The sequence below is a fragment of the Staphylococcus sp. GDY8P94P genome (genome assembly GCF_017892255.1).
Classification (GTDB): Bacteria; Bacillota; Bacilli; order Staphylococcales; family Staphylococcaceae; genus Staphylococcus; species Staphylococcus cohnii.
This window is the reverse complement of record NZ_JAESKU010000012.1, coordinates 203,305-224,003: the sequence shown is the minus strand read 5'-3', so window position 1 is coordinate 224,003 and position 20,699 is coordinate 203,305. Positions and strand designations below refer to the sequence as shown.

At 35.0% G+C, this 20,699-nt stretch carries 14 protein-coding genes, 1 pseudogene, 1 riboswitch and 1 other annotated feature; of the genes and pseudogenes, 2 read left to right on the top strand and 13 right to left on the bottom strand.

Going from position 1 to position 20,699, the window contains the following annotated elements:
* Positions 1–196 precede the first annotated feature (196 nt).
* Positions 197–1,417 (top strand): macrolide family glycosyltransferase, encoded by a 1,221-nt coding sequence (locus KA926_RS08715; protein WP_150821834.1) that lies wholly within the window; start codon positions 197–199, stop codon positions 1,415–1,417.
* 110 nt (positions 1,418–1,527) lie between these two features.
* On the opposite strand, the gene KA926_RS08710 is transcribed toward KA926_RS08715, so the two are convergent.
* The 10 genes from KA926_RS08710 to hutH form a co-directional block, all read right to left on the bottom strand.
* Positions 1,528–2,811: an adenylosuccinate synthase gene (locus KA926_RS08710; protein ID WP_064264657.1), complete on the bottom strand. Its 1,284-nt coding sequence runs from the start codon at positions 2,809–2,811 to the stop codon at positions 1,528–1,530.
* Positions 2,812–3,104: 293 nt separating this feature from the next.
* Positions 3,105–4,508, bottom strand: a complete 1,404-nt coding sequence (dnaB, locus tag KA926_RS08705) for a replicative DNA helicase (RefSeq protein ID WP_019468526.1) — start codon at positions 4,506–4,508, stop codon at positions 3,105–3,107.
* 30 nt (positions 4,509–4,538) lie between these two features.
* Complete coding sequence (rplI, locus tag KA926_RS08700) at positions 4,539–4,985, bottom strand: 50S ribosomal protein L9 (RefSeq protein WP_019468525.1); 447 nt, start codon at positions 4,983–4,985, stop codon at positions 4,539–4,541.
* Entirely contained in the window at positions 4,982–6,949 is a 1,968-nt protein-coding gene (locus tag KA926_RS08695; RefSeq protein WP_107386092.1) for a DHH family phosphoesterase, read from the bottom strand. The genes rplI and KA926_RS08695 overlap by 4 nt, the downstream gene beginning before the upstream one ends.
* Before the next feature lie 14 nt (positions 6,950–6,963).
* A complete protein-coding gene (locus KA926_RS08690) occupies positions 6,964–7,890 on the bottom strand; it encodes a DUF2232 domain-containing protein (RefSeq protein ID WP_191904818.1) in 927 nt (308 codons plus the stop codon).
* Positions 7,891–8,166: 276 nt separating this feature from the next.
* A complete protein-coding gene (metX, locus tag KA926_RS08685; protein WP_019468522.1) occupies positions 8,167–9,135 on the bottom strand; it encodes a homoserine O-acetyltransferase MetX in 969 nt (322 codons plus the stop codon).
* Between the two features lie 61 nt (positions 9,136–9,196).
* A riboswitch (SAM riboswitch) is annotated at positions 9,197–9,296 on the bottom strand.
* 127 nt (positions 9,297–9,423) lie between these two features.
* Complete coding sequence (locus KA926_RS08680) at positions 9,424–9,753, bottom strand: AzlD domain-containing protein (RefSeq protein ID WP_150821832.1); 330 nt, start codon at positions 9,751–9,753, stop codon at positions 9,424–9,426.
* Positions 9,750–10,445 (bottom strand): AzlC family ABC transporter permease, encoded by a 696-nt coding sequence (locus KA926_RS08675; protein ID WP_210144123.1) that lies wholly within the window; start codon positions 10,443–10,445, stop codon positions 9,750–9,752. Before KA926_RS08675 ends, KA926_RS08680 begins: the two co-directional genes overlap by 4 nt.
* A gap of 442 nt (positions 10,446–10,887) precedes the next feature.
* Complete coding sequence (gene serS, locus KA926_RS08670; protein ID WP_150821831.1) at positions 10,888–12,177, bottom strand: serine--tRNA ligase; 1,290 nt, start codon at positions 12,175–12,177, stop codon at positions 10,888–10,890.
* Between the two features lie 65 nt (positions 12,178–12,242).
* Positions 12,243–12,433: a binding site (T-box leader), on the bottom strand.
* Between the two features lie 97 nt (positions 12,434–12,530).
* Positions 12,531–14,033 carry a histidine ammonia-lyase gene (gene hutH, locus KA926_RS08665; protein ID WP_210144121.1) on the bottom strand — a complete coding sequence of 501 codons (1,503 nt, stop codon included), beginning with the start codon at positions 14,031–14,033 and terminating at the stop codon, positions 12,531–12,533.
* A gap of 376 nt (positions 14,034–14,409) precedes the next feature.
* Here hutH and KA926_RS08660 point away from each other — a divergent pair, with 376 nt between their 5' ends.
* Positions 14,410–15,225: an NAD(P)H-hydrate dehydratase gene (locus KA926_RS08660; protein ID WP_432582164.1), complete on the top strand. Its 816-nt coding sequence runs from the start codon at positions 14,410–14,412 to the stop codon at positions 15,223–15,225.
* Positions 15,226–15,413: 188 nt separating this feature from the next.
* Here KA926_RS08660 and KA926_RS14080 read toward each other — a convergent pair.
* The 3 genes and pseudogenes from KA926_RS14080 to gyrB form a co-directional block, all read right to left on the bottom strand.
* Positions 15,414–15,611: pseudogene (locus KA926_RS14080) on the bottom strand (transposase); the annotation flags it as partial.
* Between the two features lie 420 nt (positions 15,612–16,031).
* The gene (gyrA, locus tag KA926_RS08650; RefSeq protein ID WP_210144119.1) at positions 16,032–18,719 is read right to left on the bottom strand and encodes a DNA gyrase subunit A; all 2,688 of its coding nucleotides are present in this window, start codon (positions 18,717–18,719) and stop codon (positions 16,032–16,034) included.
* Positions 18,720–18,754: 35 nt separating this feature from the next.
* On the bottom strand, positions 18,755–20,695 hold the full coding sequence (gyrB, locus tag KA926_RS08645; RefSeq protein WP_182478554.1) for a DNA topoisomerase (ATP-hydrolyzing) subunit B: 1,941 nt from the start codon (positions 20,693–20,695) through the stop codon (positions 18,755–18,757).
* Positions 20,696–20,699 lie beyond the last annotated feature (4 nt).

Sequence of the window (20,699 nt, the reverse complement as noted above, 5' to 3'; positions counted from 1 at the left end):
AATAATACTCGAAGCTGTCAAAACAGTATTTTATTTGCTTATTAACTCACTTTTGAGAGACATTGATGTACAATCACTACTATAATTATGTTCTTTTTCATTTTTATTTCAAAATGTAAATAATAAATACAAAATCTTTTTTGTTTTAAATTCATTTTGCTAAAATTATAATTAGTATAAATAAGGAGGCGCAATATTGGCAAAAATATTATTTGTTAATCCAGGTTCTGCTGGACATGTAAACCCAACAATTGCAGTTGTTAAAGCATTAGTTGATCGTGGCGAAGAAGTTGTTTATTACGCTAGCGATATGTATAAAGATAAATTGAAAGATACTGGCGCTGAAATTAGAACGCTACCTACAGAAGCGATTATGACAGCATTCACTGATCATGAAAATCATCATTTATTCAATGTTATCAATGGCTTATTAAAAACTGTAGATATCATTGTGCCACAAATTTTAAGAGAAACTGAAAATGAGCATTTTGATTATATGATTCATGATTCTATGTTTAGTTGTGGCTATATATTAGCCCAAAAATTAAATTTACCATCGATTTCATCTGTATCTTCATTTGCTCATACAAAGACATCTTTTGAAACATTTATTAATCATTTAACTTCTACTGTGAGCAATCAAGAAATTCAACACGCTGATGAAACCTTTAATCATTTAAAAGCCCATGTTGAATCAACATATGATGTAACCATTCCTTCTCGTTTTGAAGTTATGAATAACCCGGGAAATATTAATATCACTTATGTAATGAAAGGTTTCCAAATTGGTTATGACGCCTTTGATCCTGAATATTACAAGTTTGTTGGTCCTTCCATACTGGAACCTAAAGATTCTGGCTTTATGGACAACATTGATACCACACGACCAGTCGTCTATATTTCTCTTGGAACGGTATTTAATCAAAATATTGAATTTTTCAATCTCTGTTTTGAAGCATTTGCAAATATCGACGCTTCATTTGTTGTATCCATTGGTCATGATAATCAACTTGAAGATTTTAATGCGATACCATCTAATTTTACGGTTGCACATGTTGTTCCACAAACAGAGTTATTGCAACATACGTCACTCTTTTTAACACACGCGGGTATGAATAGTACGAATGAAGCGATGTTGATGGAAGTACCTATGTTAGCTTTTCCTCAAAGTGCAGATCAACCCGTTGTAGCTCGCCAAATCGAAAAACTACTTGTTGGTCGTCAGTTACAACTAGAAAATATAACGTCTCAAGAGTTAAAACAAATTGTCTTAGACATGTTAGATGATATACCGAACTATCAGCGTAATATTAGAAAAGTTAAATCTATACAATCTAGTAATAAAACAGGTTATCAGTTAGCAGTCGATCACATTCTAAATTTTCATGATCAATATATAACACATTCAAATATATAAATAAAAAACACCTTGTAAGATGGCCATATCAGGCTACATCAACAAGGTGTTTCTTTCATTTCAACATTTTACTTTTTAAATTTATAAATCAGTTTTTATAGGTAAATGGCTTACCATAATGATTTTAATAAGTTTGTTTGGTTACGATCTGGTCCTACAGAGAAGATTGAAATTTGAACGTCACACAATTCAGAGATACGTTCTAAATATCTACGTGCATTGTCTGGTAACTCATCTAATGAGCGACAACCTGTAACATCTTCTGTCCAACCAGGTAATGTTTCAAAGATTGGCTTACAACGTTGTAAGTCTTTTAAATTCGCTGGATATTCAGTGATTTCTTTACCGTCCAATTCATATGCCGTACAGATCTTCACTTCTTTAAGGCCTGTTAAGACATCGATAGAGTTGATTGATAAATCAGTAATACCACTCGCACGACGAGAGTGACGTAATACAACTGAATCGAACCAACCTACACGACGTGGACGTCCAGTAGTTGTACCGTACTCACGGCCAACTTCACGGATGTGGTGTCCATCATCATCAAATAGTTCTGTTGGGAATGGGCCATCACCGACACGTGATGTATAAGCTTTACATACGCCAATGACTTTAGATACGTATGTTGGACCAACACCACCACCGACAGTGACATTACCTGCAACTGGGTTACTTGACGTAACGAATGGGTATGTACCGTGGTCGATATCTAACATAACGCCTTGAGCACCTTCAAATAATACTTTTTCTTCTGCTACAAATGCATCGTCCAATACTTTTGCAGTATCCGTAACGAACTCTGCTAAACGTTGGCCTGCTGCGTAATAAGTTTCAAAGATTTCTTCAAATGAAGGACATGCTTTATCAAACATACCTTTGAAATATGCTGATTTGTATTCAATATTTTCTTTTAATAATTTTTCAAACGTTTCTTTATCTAATAAATCTGCAACACGAATACCAATACGTTGTGCTTTATCTACATAAGCTGGACCGATACCTTTTTTCGTAGTACCGATTTTATTATCTCCACGACGTTCTTCTTCATATTCATCTTGTTTAATATGATAAGGTAAAATAACTTGCGCACGGTTTGAAATACGTAAATTATCTGTTGAAATACCTCTTTCATTTAAAGCGTCTAATTCTTTTAATAGTGCTACTGGATCGACAACGACACCGTTACCAATGACTGCTAATTTTTCTTTATAGAAAATACCAGATGGTACTAAGTGCAATTTATATGTTTCGCCACCAAATTTAATTGTGTGGCCTGCATTATTACCGCCTGAAAAACGTGCAATAACATCTGCTTGTTCTGCTAAAAAGTCTGTGATTTTACCTTTACCTTCGTCTCCCCATTGTGTCCCAACAACTACGATTGATGACATATGAGCACCTCCAAGTTTTTCTCAATTAACCATTAAGTATTCTACCAATACCACACTAATAATGCAAACAAAAATCGAACATTGGTTTTTTACATTTTCTCGAATTTCATTAAATGTTTAAAAATGCAATCACACATCTTAAACATAGTGTCATCAAGGTTTTCAAAGCGATATCCATTTAATTACAACACATACTTCATTAAAAAAGAAAGAACCAAATGCAAACAAAAACCGTACGATAAATAAATAAATTTATAAATCATACGGAAAAAAATAAATTTTATTCTTTTTTCTTAACCCATGTCTGCATGTGCATAATCGATATCAGTAAATTTATTATACTGCTTCATAAAGTGTAATTTAACAGTCCCTGTTGGACCATTACGTTGCTTCGCTATTATAATTTCAATCTCACCATTATCATCATTTGTTTGTGGTTCAAAGTTCGTATCTCCATCATCATCGTCTTCATCTTCGCCACGATTATAGTAATCATCACGATATAAGAATGCGACGATATCAGCATCTTGCTCGATTGATCCTGATTCACGAATATCACTCATCATTGGTCGTTTGTCTTGACGTTGCTCTACACCACGTGACAACTGACTTAGTGCAATGACTGGACATTCCATTTCTCTAGCAATCGCTTTTAATGTACGAGAAATCTCTGATACTTCTTGTTGTCGGTTATCTGAGAATCTTGAACCACTACCTGAGATTAATTGCAGATAATCAATCACTACCATGTCTAAACCGTGTTCTTGTTTTAAACGACGGCATTTTGAGCGAATATCTGTAATTCGAATACCTGGTGTATCATCAATAAATATCTTTGTTCTAGATAATTTACCTACTGCAATTGTAAAGCGATTCCAGTCTTCTTCTGTCATCATACCCGTTCTTAAACGGTTCGAATCTACGTTACCAGAACTACAAATCATACGTGTTGCTAGTTGATCAGCACCCATTTCTAGCGAGAATATACCGACTGAGAAATGGTCTTCATGTGTAGCAACTTTTTGTGCAATATTAAGTGCGAAGGCAGTCTTACCTACTGATGGTCTGGCAGCCAGAATGATTAGATCATTACGGTTAAAACCCGCGGTCATCTGATCTAGATCTCGATAACCAGTTGGGATACCAGGTGTTTGACCACTATTTTGATCAAGTAATTCTGCATTCTCATACACTTCTCCAAGCACATCTCTAATATCTTTAAATCCATCGCTTTCACGTGTAGATGACAATTCTAATATTCGACGTTCTGCATCGTTCAATATTGTATCTAATTCTAATTCATCATTATAACCATCGTTAGCAATGCTATCGGCAGTTTGTATCAACTTACGTTTTGTCGCATGCTTAAATACGATATCTGTATAATATTGAATATTTCGAGTTGTCGGTACATTACTAGATAATTCTGCTAGATATTGTGGGCCACCCGCTTCATTCAGTCGTCCTTCATACGACAGTTGATCCATAATTGTAACCACGTCAATATCTTTATTATCTTCGTTGAGGTTCATCATGGCTCTAAAGATGTGTTGATGCGCGCCTCTATAAAAGGACTCAGGAAGTAAGACTTCCTGAGTTCTATTTATCAATTCCGGATCTATGATAATGGCACCTAAGACAGATTGTTCAGCCTCATTACTGTGGGGCATTTGATTTTGTTCATACATTCCATCCATTATGATTACACCTCATATCTCAATCCGTTTTTATTGTTCAACTGTGTGTACACGAATTGTACCTTCTACTTCTTTATCTAATTTAACTGGTACATTTGTGTAACCCAATGCATGTATACCGTTTGGTAAATCCATTTTACGCTTGTCTATTTTAATATCATGTTGTTGTTGTAATGCTTGCGCGATTTGTTTTGTACTAACTGAACCGAATAATTTTCCAGCATCACCTGTTTTAGCAGATACTTCAACTTCAATATGACTTAATGTTTCTTTTAATTTTTTAGCATCTTCAATTTCTTGTTGGCGTTCCGCTTCTGCAGCTTCATTTTTCTTTTCAAGCTGTTTTAAATTACCTGGTGTAGCTTCTACTGCATAATTTTTCTTCAATAAGAAATTGTTTGCATAGCCTACAGGTACATCTTTAACTTCGCCTTTTTTACCTTTACCTTTAACATCTTGTGTGAATATTACTTTCATGAATTTTCACTCCTACTCATTTGTTCTGTTATAGCTTGTTGTAATTGTTCTATTGCTTCATCAACAGTGACATCTTTTAATTGTGTAGCTGCATTAGTTAAATGACCACCGCCACCAAGTGCTTCCATTGTCAATTGAACGTTAACTGCACCGAGTGATCGGGCAGACATACCGACTAGATTATCTTCTCTTCTAGCAACTACATACGAAGCTTCTACACCATCTAAACTTAACAGTTCATCAGCTGCTTGTGCAACTGTTACAGGATGATAGATTTTTTCGTTCGAACCATGTGCAATTGCGACACCGTTCTCTTGTAGTTTCACTGTTTGGATTAATTCAGTACGATTAATGTACGTATCTAAATCATCTTTCAAGAAATGCTGCGTTAATATTGTATCTGCACCATGTGCACGTAAATAACTTGCCGCATCAAATGTTCTTGAACCTGTACGTAATGTGAAATTACGTGTATCTACAATAATACCTGCAAACATAATTGTCGACTCTAAACGTGTTAATCGTTGTTCTGTTGGTTGGTATTCTAGCAATTCAGTCACTAGCTCTGCAGTTGAACTTGCATATGGTTCCATATAAACAAGTAATGGACTAGAGATAAAGCTTTCACCACGTCTATGATGATCGATCACAACTTTACGATTTGCCTTGTTTAATATATTTTCGTCGATAACCATTTCAGGTTTATGCGTATCTACAATTACTAAAGTTGTCTTAGACGTCATGACATCCCATGCTTCATCAGATGTGATAAAACGCTCTTTTAGTTCAGGCTTTTCATCGACTGCATTCATCACACGACGCAGCGTCGGATCAATATCTGAATCATTTAACACAATATAAGCATCTAAATTGTTCATCATGGCGAACCTTGAGACACCAATGGCTGCGCCTATAGCATCTAAGTCTGGACGCGTATGTCCCATAATGATGACTTTGTCGCCTTCCATTAAAATATCTTTTAAGGCATGAGAGATAACACGCGCTCTTACACGTGTACGTTTTTCCATAGGGTCAGTCTTACCGCCATAGAAACGCACATTTCCGTTCATATGCTTAATTGCAACTTGGTCACCACCACGACCTAGTGCTAAATCAAGTCCAGATTGAGATAATTCACCTAAATCGATTAAGTTCTCTGAACCTTCACCTACACCAATACTTAATGTCAATTGCGCACGGTAACCCACACTTTTTTCACGTAATTGACTCAGTATACTAAAATTAGATGCTTCGATTTCATTTAGAATGCGTTGGTTTAAATAAGCAACAAATTGATCTGAACTATAACGTTTGAAATAAATGTCATATTCAGTTGCCCATCTACTTATGACGCGGGTAACCATAGAGTTAATTTCTGAACGTTGTGTATCATTCATATTTTGCGTAATTTCATCATAGTTATCTAAAAACAGTGTTGCAATAATTGGTTTAGATGCTTCATATAACTCTTGTGTATGTATTTCTTCAGTAATGTCGAAGAAATACAATACATGTTCTTTTTCTGAATATCTTACACGATAGTGATATTCATTTTCTTGAATTTCCACTTCTTGTGTTTTTTCTAACTGTTTTAATATATTAGGATATACTTCATTGACTGGATCAGAAATGACATTTCGATCTAGACGATCCGACATAAATTGGTTCATCCACTCTATGTTTTCATTTTCATCTAAGATAATCATCCCAATAGGTAACCTTTTAATAGCAGTATTACTGCTTGCTGAGATTTTTCCACTCAGATTATCTACATAGTTATCCAATTTTTGTAAAGCTTGTCTTACCATCAATACTGTCCCTACAATTATGATAAGTAATACAACAGTAGCTATACCTGCAATCAATTGGTTAAAAATAAACCAAACGACGACAAGCGCTATCGCTGTAAGCACCATAATAATAAATGGTAAAATCAACGCTTTTTTAGTGGATTGACGGTTCATTTTTCCACCTCAAATCATTTTTTAATGATACGTTTTAAATTGATACATAAATCTACAAATCCCAGGAGACTCACAATATGTGTTAATGGCATTAAAATTGTCCCTATCACCATTAATATCACAGTAAGTGCTGGCGGCATTGATTTCGCTTTTCCGAAAAAGTGAATCACACTTAACCCCTGAATGTACATACATAATGATAACACAATTTCAAAGTTTAAGACGATCGTTTGAAACGCACTTGGTTGCGTTGAAAACATAACACAAATTAATACAATAACATACATCCATAAGATAGAACGCTTCATTTGCCAAGCATATAATGGTTTAAATATGGGTGTAGCGATTTTGAATTTACGCAAGATTGGAAAAGTGATAATTAAATTGATTAATATAAGTAGAAATACGCCAACAATCATATAACTTGGTAGTTGCACTGCTGATTGGCGGAAAGCCTCTTCAAACATTTGTTTATAATCCGCGTTGACTGAAGCGCTAGAAATTATGTTATACATCTGTTCTTTAATCGGTTTGATTAATGATGCAGCACTTGGTATTTTTTTAAATGCTTGTAACACCATAAATGCAATTAATGCAATGATACTAATAAACGTTGTTGTTATATAAAGTATACGTTCTTTTGATGTACGTTCTTTTAATAATTGACCCACTACAACACTCACTACGAACAAGAGGATCATGATACTTAACACGAATATATTACCTAATAACGTAGTTAGCACAACTGTAATGACTGCTGTTAAGCCAAAAGATTCTACAGATTTATGCCATAAAATAATACCTGGAATTGTTGCAAATAAACTCAACACGAGTCCAAGTAGCGGTAATATATGTAAAGCTAAAGCTACTATAATTAACGTGATTACACTAAGTATAGTGGCTTTAGTATGTATTTTAGAAAACAAATTCGCCACTCCTATACAATTTTTGTCTATGTTTATTATTTTAACCTCTTTAAAACTTTTATACAATTATTGACAATTCTTTTTGTCAGAAGTTCAATATCAGCGACAAAATCTGAAAATGAGCACCTTTTTAAATTACATCTCCTCGTTAACGCCAACTTCAAATTTCACATTTTACTCACCATAAAAATAAGACATCATAGGAACACAGTTATTTCCACTTTCATTTAAGTATAAAATAACTATCCCAGACGTCTTATAATACAAAATGAACTAAAATGTAGCATATCGTCATTTTCTTTTGAACTTAGAAACTTTTAAAAAGTGATACAAATTGGGTGCCCAATCATTAAAGTTCAGTAAGAAACCATCATGTCCTACATTATCTGGCACAAAGCAATGCTTATGATATTTAAATCGTGCACCTGTAGCATATACTAAATCGTCTGGATATAATAAATCATCCGTAAAACCCATAGTCATAACTTTAGTATCTAGACGTCCAAACACTTCATCTACATCAGTACGATCTCTATCTATATCATGGCTATCTAAGACGTCTAGCAGGGTTAAATAACTCAATGGATCAAAGTGCTTTTTGAACTTATTTCCCTGATGCTTCTGGTAGTTTACAACTTGGTCTGGTGTAAATCGTCTATCGTAACTTTTAGAAGAACGATACGTTAAGAAACCAAGTTGTCTTGCAATACTCATACCTTCACCATGATCTAATCGAATCGCCTGTCTCGCAATTTCATTAAATGCGCGACTATATGAGGAAGTCTTGTCTGTTGCAGCTAAAATGACTGCTTTATCTACTTCAAATTTATGATTATACAATAATTCCAGCGCTTGCATACCTCCTAAAGACCCACCGATTAAAATACTAATTCGATCAAACCCTAATGTTTGAATACCTAATTCTATTGCATTGACAATATCACGCAATGTTAAATGCGTGGGGAAGTCAGCATCTGTAAGTGGCGAACTCGAGCCATATGGACTACCTATCACGTTGAATGTTAAAAATTGATAATCATGTATTGGCATGTACCCTCCATCTATAATCTCTCGCCACCAACCAGGATTGTCATCCGTCCCGTATGTCAAATGATTACCTGTCAGCGCATGGCATACAAGTACAAGTGGCTGCCCTTCATATCCAACATGTTCATAACGTAATTTTAAATTTAAGATCGTTTCACCTGATTCAGTTGTAAATGGTCCCAATTCTAATGTATCAACCGTATAATTTGTCATCATTTACCTCCTACTTAGTAAAAAAACTTCCTACCTATTTATAATAAGTAAGAAGTTACAATACTTATTATTCGAGCGAATCGTTGGTATTAGCACCGTGCTTCTAAAGTCGGTTGCTGAAGCTTCATTGGGCCAAGTCCCTCTGCTTCTCGAAATAAGATTTAATTTTAATTGTAAAAAGCTGTGTATAAATCAAACATCTATTTTAACAAGTATTCCTTTAAAATTATCAAAATTTTCTAATTATTGCTATTCTAACGGATAATGTGAACCACTTCAATAATATATTTAAAATATCCATCTTAAAACTGCCATTATTAAAATACCACTGACAATCGTAATCGTTAAACTCCGTGTAATAATGGCAATGATTATTGTTAGAAGCATCGTCACTAAAAACGGTAAATTAATACTATACACCATTGAACCTTCATGTTGTTCTAGGACGCCGTCTACAATCAATGCCGTAAATAATGTAATAGGAATGAAGGAAAGCCACTTTACAACTGTCTCAGATAGTTTAATTTTTGTAATTAATATAAACGGTATAATTCGTGTTAACCAAGTGACCACACCACATAAAACAATGATTAATAGCATATGTAAGGTCGTTGTCATTTATCGATCACCACCCCTAACCCCGCAGTAATTGTCGAAGCTAAGATAATTGCTACATATGAAGGCATAAAGAAACTTAAAATGAGCATTAATATGATCACACAAACAATTAATACTAAATATGTTTTAAATTGTGATTGCTTAATAGCATCAAATTGGGAAACAGCTAAGAATATAAACATTGCAGTAATAGCAAAATCTAACCCAAATGCATCTGGGTTTGTTATGTATTTACCAAAAACAGCACCAACAACACTTGCAAATGTCCAAAATAAATAAGCTGTGATATTTAATCCATGCAGCCATCGATCATTGATTTTTTCACCTTTTAGATGTGGTGTAATAGCGACACCAAATGTTTCATCTGTAATCAAAGAAGACATACCTATACGGTTCCAAAACCCATATCCTTTATAACTTGGCGCTAAGGTCATACTTAATAAAAACATCCTAGAATTTACAATAAATGTCGTTAATACAATTGCAGAAATTGGAGTTCCAGCAATGACTAACGCACAAATAATGAATTGTGCCGCGCCAGCATAGACAAGTAAGCATAATAAAATGATTTCAATCAAATTGAAACCTGAAGTAACTGCAACAATACCAAATGAAAGACCAACACCAGCATAACCTAACAAAGTCGGTACACATTCTTTTACACCTTGCTTAAAAGTTAAATGTGTTGCCATCATGCCACCTCCCACACATTTTATAAAAATAATAGAATTAGTTTAATACAAACTGAAATATACATTCAATGTTTTTAGACCGACGTATGTATAACCTAAGGCTTACGTTTGTCTAAAAATACTGTTATTATAGTATTTTAAATTCTAGAATATTGTGTTATTATTTTAGACTTACCTCTCATTTTTTGAATAAAATAAGGCCTTCAATAAATGAGATAACCTACAAAACGAGATATTTAACACCTCCCCTACCCTTTCTTTACTTTAAAAGTATTTAAGGTATTTAGAAGATCAGAAGGATCATTGTTCATATAAAATGAGAGGTTGAGACATCCATTTGTCTCAACCTCTATTTGCATTTCATCATTTTGTAGCATCTATTTTGAAAGTTCAACACTTGAGCTAACTCAAATACCGCTGATGATATTCATTACAACTAATCTTATTTTTCTTTAACTGGGTGAATCACTGTTTTACCACCCATATATGGTACTAATGCATCTGGAATAGTAACTGAACCATCTTCATTTTGATAGTTTTCTACGATTGCAGCAAACGTACGTCCTACTGCTAAACCACTACCATTCAATGTGTGCACTAATTCTGGTTTTGCTGTTTTATCACGTTTAAAACGAATGTTAGAACGACGTGCTTGGAAATCAGTAATATTTGAGCAAGAGCTAATTTCTTTGTACTCATTATAGCTTGGTAACCAAACTTCTAAGTCATAAGTTTTACTTGAGCCAAAGCCTATGTCACCTGTACATAAAATAACTCTACGATACGGTAAGCCTAACTCTTCTAAAATTGCTTCTGCATGTTCTGTCATTTCTTCTAATGCTTGCCAAGAGTCTTCTGGTTTTTCAAAACGTACCATCTCTACTTTATCGAATTGGTGTAAACGGATTAACCCTCTTGTATCTCTACCAGCTGAACCCGCTTCACTACGATAACACGCTGATTGCGCTGTGAATTTAGCAGGTAAGACATCCGGACCAATAATTTCATTACGATAATAATTCGTTAATGGTACTTCTGCCGTTGGTATTGTATATAATCCTTCTTTTTCAATTTTGAATAAATCTTCTTCAAATTTTGGTAATTGTCCAGTACCGTACATTGAATCAGCATTTACTAATTGTGGTACCATCATTTCTGTGTAACCATGTTGCGTCGTATGTTTCGTGACCATATAGTTCATTAATGCTCTTTCTAACTGTGCACCTTCGCCAGTTAAGAACACAAATCTTGCACCAGAAACTTTTGCACCGCGTTCAAAATTAGCCATTTGTAATGACTCTACTAAATCCCAGTGTGCTTTTTCATCAAAATCAAATTTTCTTGGTGTACCCCAACGCTTTAATTCTACATTCTCTTCATCAGAATCACCCACAGGCACATCATCATGAATTGTATTTGGAATACGAGATAATAAGTCTTCTAGCTCTTTATCCACATTATTTAAATCATTATCTAACAGTTTGATGTCGTCACCTAATTTTCTCATTTCCGCAATAACATCATCTGCATTTTCTTTATTGCGTTTTTTTTCCGCAATTTCACCGCTCACTTTGTTACGTTCAGCTTTCATTTCCTCAGCTTTACGAATTAATTCACGGCGCTTGTCATCAAGTGATAATACATCATCTACTACTTTTGTATCCATACCACGTTTTGCAACTTTGTCTTTTAAAAACTCTGGGTCATTACGAAATAGTTTAATGTCTAACATGTCATTTTCCATCCTTTCAATTTCTATTTTTTAAGAATAGAACACAAAAAAGACCACATCCCTGCACAAGGGACGTGGTCTTTACGCGTTGCCACCCTATTTAACAGCCAAAAGAGACTGCACTTTCACCAAAATAACGGTTAAACCCGATTGTTCTCATATAGTAGGTAGATTCACATTGACCCTGATTACTTGTTCTCACTAACCACAAGCTCTCTGAAACCAGAAGTACAATACTACTTAGCCTACGAACAATAGCTTTATTAACTTGATTTTAATATAGCAAATAACCTATCACTTTTCAAGGCCAAGGATATGCAATCGCTGAATGTTCATTAAAAATTCACTCAACCTTAATTAGCATAAGCGTGATCTAATAAATACTGTGAAACAGCTTCTATGTCTTTATGAAATTGGCGGTCTTCAGTGATAGATGGTACCACTTTTCGTAAAGCTTGATATTTTTCATAGGTTTTAGGTGATAATTTTTCAATATCTTTATATTCTACTGCTTGAAGTGCGATGATTGTTTCTATTGCTAAAACACGTCGTGCATTTTCAATCATTTGGTAACCATGGCGTGAAGCAAACGTCCCCATAGAAACGTGGTCTTCTTGATTAGCTGATGATGGAATAGAATCTACACTAGCTGGGTGTGCGAGTGTCTTATTTTCCGAAACAAGACTTGCAGCTGCATATTGCATGATCATTGCACCACTCTGTAAACCCGGTTGAGGGCTTAAAAACGCCGGTAAACCATTGTTCAATTGTGGGTTTACTAATCTCTCTAAACGTCTTTCTGAAACATTGGCTAATTCACTTACGCCTAACTTTAAGAAGTCTAACGCGAATGCAATCGGTTGACCATGGAAATTACCTCCAGAAATAACTAATGTCTCATCATCTTCATCAAATATTAATGGATTATCGTTCGCCGCATTCATTTCAAATTCAAGCTTTTCTTTTACATAATTAAAAATTTGGAAGCTTGCGCCATGTATTTGTGGAATACAGCGTAATGTATAAGCATCTTGTACCCGAATTTCTCCCTGTGTCGTTGTTAATTTAGAACCTTCAAGCCAGTCTAACATGCGCGAAGCAACATCTATCTGTTCTGGAAAATTTCGGACGCGATGCACTTTTTCATGATATGCATCAGTAATACCATTTAATGCTTGATGCGTAAGAGCAGCAATCCACTCCGCTTGGTAACCAATATCTTCCGCTTCTATATAATTAATTACACCTTGTGCAGTCATAGCTTGCGTACCATTAATTAAAGCAAGACCTTCTTTAGCCTGTAAGCTCAAAGGTTCACGATTTAATAAATTTAAGACATACCGACTGTCTACTTCTTCACCTTTATAATAGACGCTACCTTCTCCAATCAATGCCAAAGCTAAATGTGAAAGTGGTGCTAAATCACCTGAAGCACCAAGAGACCCCTGTTGTGGAATGACTGGAATAATTCTATTGTTAATAAAATATATGATTTGATTCACTAAATCGATTGTCACACCAGAATGACCTTTTAGCAATGTGTTTAGACGTAAAATCATCATCACTAACGCGACATCCTGTGAAAAAGGTTTTCCGATACCACATGCATGTGAACGAATTAAATTTACTTGTAATTGGTTATATTCTCCCTCATCAATACGCACATCACTGAATAAACCAAATCCAGTCGTTATACCATAAATTGTTTCTTTATCATCTATAATCTTTTCTACTGTTACCCTGCTCTGTTTTACACGTTCATATGCATCCTCTGTTACTTTCACATCATCACTTTGATATAAAAATTCTTTAATTGCATTAATTGTTAAATTTTCACCATTAAGCTGTAATGTCATTTCCCCATCTCCTTACTTCTGATGATTTTCAATTAATTAAAGTATACGCTTCCATATTTTTAAGAACAATAGGTTCGTCCATATCCGTAACATGGTATTAAATTAGTATTTTAATAAGATAAAGAAGGCAAATTTATTATTTCTAAAAATAAACAAATTCTTAATGCTTTTACCTATTGACTAAAATGCAAAGCAGGTATAATATTTTCTATTGTATTTAAAAAGTAGATTAATAAAAAAGCTACAGAGAAAACCTTTCATAAAGCTTATAAATATATAATTCTTATCAAAAAGTACAAACTTACGAATCAACAAAATAATGATCAAATATACAAATTAAAAGTTGAAATAACTAATATGATTAAAGGGGGTTTCAATGTTGGAAACAATTTCATCAGTAAGCATTCCAAAACGTAAAGATGAAACGCATAAAGGTGATTATGGCAAAATTCTTTTAATTGGAGGTAATGCGAATCTAGGTGGGGCAATCATGCTTGCTGCACGCGCTTGTGTCTATAGTGGCAGTGGTTTAATTACGGTAGCTACACATCCAACAAACCATGCTGCGCTACATTCACGTTGTCCTGAAGCAATGGTAATTGATATCAATGATACTAAAATGCTCACTAAAATGATTGAAAATACAGATTGTATCTTAATTGGTCCTGGATTGGGGTGTGATTTCAAAGGAAATAATGCTATCACGTTCTTATTACAAAACATTCAACCGCACCAAACACTTATAGTGGATGGAGATGCTATTACTATATTTAGTAAATTAAAGCCAGATATTCCAACTTGCAATGTTATTTTCACACCACATCAAAAAGAGTGGGAACGTTTAAGTGGTATCGCAATAGAAGAACAAACCTATGAACGTAATCGCGAAGCTGCTGATAGAATTGGAGCAACGATTGTATTAAAAATGCACGGCACTGAAATCTATTTCAAAAACGGAGATTACAAACTACCAATTGGTACACCTGCGATGGCTACAGGCGGTATGGGTGATACACTTGCCGGTATGATTACAAGTTTTGTAGGTCAATTCAATGACACGAAAGAAGCGGTTACGAGTGCTACTTATACACACAGTTATATTGGTGAAGAGTTATCAAAGAAAATGTATGTCGTACCACCTTCTCATTTAATTAGCGAAATTCCATATGCTATGAAAGCATTGGAAAGTTAAATAAGCACCTGTGATATAAATATATTAAACCAAAATAAAATGAGTCTGGAACATAAAGTTCTTGGACAAGTGAAAAGGCAATTTCTATTGAAATAATATGGAAATTGCCTTTTTTATTATTGTTTTGGTTATATTTATTTCTTTGAACTACTACTTTTCTAATATTAAGTGCCGTCAATACAAAAAGTTAAAGATGTTAATAGGGCATCTACTTTAGTATTTACTCTAAAACGATTAATTGTATTAGAAGAAGGCGTTTGATTTTGTGATAGCCACATCATTCGGATACAATCATTAAGTAGTTTTTCTATTTTATGACTAGAGATTTTGTAATGTGCGGACGCCCGGGGGAATAGTATGAGTGAGAGACTACAGGCTCGAGCCATATACCCAGGCAAGCATGCACAGTCAAAATCGTAAGATTTTTATATAAAATGGACTCATCCATCGTGTGTATTCATATTAAGTTATATCTTTTGGTTAATTAAAAATATGACTTTCTATTAGTTGTATAAGTTAAATAATATGAAGCTTTTTTCTATTGTATTAAAAAACATCACTTATAGAGATTTTGCATCGTGCTGACGCCCGGGGAAATGATATGAGCGAGAGACTACAGGCTCGAGCCATATACCCAGGCAAGCATGCACGATCAAAATCGTAATATTTTAAATATAAAGAGGACCAATCCATATTAAGGATTGGCCCTCTTAATTTGAGAATAGGGATTTATGTCCCAGATTCATTTGTATATTTAAATTTTTCAATTTTAAATGTAGCTGTTGGTTTACTTATAGAAATTGAGATTATTCGTCATCTTCGTTTTCAGTGTCTTCATTATCACTATTATCGATGTCTTCATTGATACGATCCATAAAGTCTTTTCTCACTTCTTGACGACCATCTTCATCTGTATCTTCTTCAACTTCGGTATGAACGATACCTTCTGATAAATCATCAGTTACTACAGATTCTGATTGTTGACCGTCACTTGAAGAGCCTTCAATTTGTTCATTCTCTGTTTCTTGAAGTTCAATTTCTTCAGCTTCTTTTTCTTCTTCATCTACTTTAGCAACTGTAGAAACAAATTGATCGTCGTTTAATTTAATCAATCTTACACCTTGAGCTGCACGTCCATTTTGTGAAATATCTTCAACGCCGATACGGATAATTACACCAGCATTTGTAACAATCATCAAGTCTTCTTTACCTTCGACGGATGTGATACATACAACTTGACCGTTACGTTCTGTAATCGTAGCAGTCTTAATACCTTTACCGCCACGATTAGATAAACGATATTCACTAACTGGTGTACGTTTACCGTAGCCATTTTCAGTCACGACTAGAATTTCATCATCTGTTTCTGCTTTAGTAACATCTAATCCAATGACGCTGTCGCCTTCTCTTAATGTAATACCTTTAACACCAGCAGCTGTACGACCTAAAGGACGTAATGCAGTTTCGTTAAAGCGAATTAAAGAACCATGAGCAGTACCGATTAATACATCATCTTCACCATCTGTTAATCTCACTGCAATCAATTCATCATCTTCTTTGAAACCAATCGCAATCTTACCGTTTTTATTAATGTGTGAGAAATTACGTAATGCTGAACGTTTAACGATACCATTTAACGTTGCAAATACTAAGTAGTCTTCTTCACTTTCTAAATCTTTGACGGCAATCATTGTACTAATCGTTTCATCATTATCCAGTTCAATCGCATTGACTACTGGGATACCTTTAGACTGACGGGAGAGTTCTGGCACTTCATAACCTTTAAGTTTATACACTCTACCTTTATTCGTGAAGAATAAGACATGATCGTGTGTACTCAATGTAACAAGTTGACTTACAAAATCTTCTTCTAATGTTTGCATACCTTGTACACCACGACCACCGCGATGTTGAGCTCTATATGTTGAAACGGGTAGACGTTTAATATAGTTATTGTGACTTAATGTGATGACGATTTGTTCTTCTGGGATTAGGTCTTCGTCTTCAATATTGTCGAGACCACCCATTTGAATTTCTGTTTTACGTTCGTCACCATAGCGTTCACGAACATCAATTAACTCATCACGAACAAGTTGTAATAGTTTTTCTTCGTCTGCAAGAATCGCTTTTAATTCTTCTATATATGCAATTAATTCATTATACTCAGATTCAATTTTATCTCTTTCTAAACCTGTTAGACGTCTTAATCGCATATCAAGGATGGCTTGCGCTTGTCGTTCAGTAAGTTTAAATTGTTCTTGCAAGCTTACCATTGCAACTTTATCTGTATCAGATTCACGGATCACACGAATAATTTCATCAATGTGATCTAAAGCAATTCTTAAGCCTTCTAAAATATGTGCACGGTCTTGTGCCTTCTTCAAGTTGTATTCTGTTCTTCTTCTTACAACTATCTTTTGATGTTCAAGATATTCAACCAATGCTTCTTTAAGGTTAATCAATTTCGGTCTGCCATCAACTAAAGCAATCATGTTAACACCAAATGACGTTTGTAATGGTGTCTGTTTATACAAGTTATTTAATACAACACTGGCATTGGCATCTTTACGTATGTCAACCACAACACGCACGCCAGTACGTAAACTTGTTTCGTCACGTAAATCTGTAATGCCATCGATTTTTTTATCACGTGCTAATTCAGCAATTTTTTCAATCATGCGGGCCTTATTTACTTGATATGGAACCTCTGTTACAACGATACGTTGACGACCGCCACCACGTTCTTCAATTTCAGCTCTTGCTCTCATTTGAACTGAACCACGTCCAGTTTCAAATGCACGGCGTATACCACTTTTACCAAGAATAATACCTGCTGTAGGGAAGTCTGGCCCTTGAACATCTTCCATTAATTCTGCAATCGTAATATCTGGATTATAGCTTAAACTTAATACGCCATTGATTACTTCAGTCAAGTTATGTGGAGGTATATTAGTTGCCATACCTACTGCGATACCTGATGCACCGTTTACAAGTAAATTTGGAAATCTTGAAGGTAAGACTGCCGGCTCTCTTTCGTTACCGTCATAGTTATCAACAAAATCAATCGTATCTTTGTTAATATCTCTCAACATTTCGAGTGTGATTTTAGACATACGCGCTTCTGTATAACGCATCGCCGCTGCACCATCACCATCCATAGAACCAAAGTTACCTTGGCCATCAATTAAAGGATATCGATAGCTGAAGTCCTGGGCCATTCTAACCATAGCTTCGTAAATTGAGAAGTCTCCGTGAGGGTGATATTTACCCATAACGTCCCCAACAATACGCGCAGATTTCTTATATGATTTATCAGGTGTCATACCTTGTTCGTGTAAGCCGTAAAGTATACGTCGATGTACTGGTTTTAAACCATCTCTAACATCTGGTAGCGCACGTGAAACGATAACGCTCATCGCATAATCTAGGAACGATTCACGCATCTCATTCGTTATATTTCGTTCATTTATTCTTGATTCAGGTAATTCAGCCATCAAGATATCCTCCTTCAAAAATTCAGTTCATTGTCTTAGAAATCTAAGTTTGCATAAACTGCATTATCTTCAATAAACTGTCTACGGTTCTCAACAACATCGCCCATTAACATTTCAAAAACTTGGTCAGCTTCAATCGCATCATCTAATGATACTTGTAACATAGCTCTGTTTTCTGGATTCATAGTTGTTTCCCATAATTGATCAGCATTCATTTCACCAAGACCTTTGTAACGTGCAATAGACCATTTTGGACTTGGATCCAATTGAGCTTTAAGTTTTTCTAATTCACGTTCGTTAAACACATAGTATTTCTGTTTACCTTGTGTCAATTTGAATAATGGTGGTTGTGCAATATAAACATATCCAGCTTCAATTAACGGTCTCATAAAGCGATAAAAGAATGTTAATAATAAAGTTCTAATATGTGCACCATCAACATCGGCATCTGTCATAAGGATAATCTTGTGATAGCGTGCCTTACTTAAATCAAACTCTCCACCAATACCAGTACCAAAAGCAGTAATCATAGAACGTATTTCATTATTATTTAAAATTCTATCTAAACGTGCTTTTTCAACGTTCAATATCTTACCACGTAATGGTAAAATGGCTTGCGTTTCTGAGTCACGACCAGATTTTGTAGACCCTCCGGCAGAGTCACCTTCGACGATGAAAATTTCACTTCGAGAAGGGTCTTTACTAGAACAATCTGCAAGTTTCCCTGGTAAACTTGAAATTTCTAACGCAGACTTACGACGTGTCACTTCACGCGCTTTTTTAGCTGCAAGACGTGCTTGTGATGCCATAATCCCTTTTTCTACGATTGTTCGGCCTACTTGTGGATTTTCGTATAAAAAGCGTTCAAACAACTCGGAGAATGTACGATCAACAACTTGACGTACTTCGGAGTTACCTAGTTTAGTTTTAGTTTGTCCTTCAAATTGTGGGTCACCATGTTTGATTGAAACAACAGCCGTTAAGCCTTCACGTGTATCTTCACCTGAAAGTCTTTCTTTATCTTCTTTCATGATTTTACTGTTAAGACCGTAGCTATTTAACACACGAGAGAGCGCTCGTTTAAAGCCTTCTTCATGAGTACCACCTTCATAAGTGTGAATATTATTCGCGTATGTTAAAAGATTTGTAGCATAGCCTTTATTGTATTGAAGCGCGATTTCAACTTCAATATCATCTTTTGATTGATGTACATAAATCGGTTCTTCATGAATAGGTTCTTTATTTTCATTTAACATTTCAACGTAAGATTTTATACCACCTTCGTAGTGATAAGTATCTTCACGAACCTCTTCTTCTCTTTCATCTCTTAATGTAATTGAGATACCTTTATTTAAAAACGCCAGTTCTCTGATACGTTGTTGCAATACTTCATAATTATATGTTGTTGTTTCAGTGAATATCTCAGGATCAGCTTTAAAACGAATCGCAGTACCTGTAGAACCAGTACTTTCATCAGTTTCACCAATGATTTTTAAATCAAACTGAGGTATGCCTTTTTTATATGCTTGATGATATATATTTTCATCCTTGTATACATACACTTCCAAATCTTCTGATAAAGCATTTACAACAGAAGAACCTACACCATGTAGACCACCGGAAACTTTATAACCGCCACCGCCGAATTTACCACCAGCGTGTAGTACAGTTAGAATAACCTCAACGGCAGGTCGTCCCATTTTTTCTTGTATACCAACAGGAATACCACGACCATTGTCTGTTACTTTTATCCAATTATCTTCTTCAATAATAACGTCGATTTGGTCAGCATAACCTGCAAGTGCTTCGTCAATACTGTTATCAACAATTTCCCAAACTAAGTGATGTAGTCCTCTTTCTGAAGTTGAGCCTATATACATACCTGGTCTCTTACGAACCGCTTCTAGACCTTCTAATACCTGAATCTGACCAGCACCATAATCTTCCGTGTTGTTCACATCTGACAATGCTTCCACCTTC

Excerpts from the sequence above, each read along its gene's own strand:
- KA926_RS08710 (WP_064264657.1), bottom strand. The coding sequence starts at position 2,811 with ATGTCATCAATCGTAGTTGTTGGGACACAATGGGGAGACGAAGGTAAA.
- dnaB (WP_019468526.1), bottom strand. The coding sequence starts at position 4,508 with ATGGATGGAATGTATGAACAAAATCAAATGCCCCACAGTAATGAGGCT.
- rplI (WP_019468525.1), bottom strand. The coding sequence starts at position 4,985 with ATGAAAGTAATATTCACACAAGATGTTAAAGGTAAAGGTAAAAAAGGC.
- KA926_RS08695 (WP_107386092.1), bottom strand. The coding sequence starts at position 6,949 with ATGAACCGTCAATCCACTAAAAAAGCGTTGATTTTACCATTTATTATT.
- metX (WP_019468522.1), bottom strand. The coding sequence starts at position 9,135 with ATGACAAATTATACGGTTGATACATTAGAATTGGGACCATTTACAACT.
- KA926_RS08680 (WP_150821832.1), bottom strand. The coding sequence starts at position 9,753 with ATGACAACGACCTTACATATGCTATTAATCATTGTTTTATGTGGTGTG.
- KA926_RS08675 (WP_210144123.1), bottom strand. The coding sequence starts at position 10,445 with ATGGCAACACATTTAACTTTTAAGCAAGGTGTAAAAGAATGTGTACCG.
- serS (WP_150821831.1), bottom strand. The coding sequence starts at position 12,177 with ATGTTAGACATTAAACTATTTCGTAATGACCCAGAGTTTTTAAAAGAC.
- hutH (WP_210144121.1), bottom strand. The coding sequence starts at position 14,033 with ATGACATTACAGCTTAATGGTGAAAATTTAACAATTAATGCAATTAAA.
- KA926_RS08660 (WP_432582164.1), top strand. The coding sequence starts at position 14,410 with ATGTTGGAAACAATTTCATCAGTAAGCATTCCAAAACGTAAAGATGAA.
- gyrA (WP_210144119.1), bottom strand. The coding sequence starts at position 18,719 with ATGGCTGAATTACCTGAATCAAGAATAAATGAACGAAATATAACGAAT.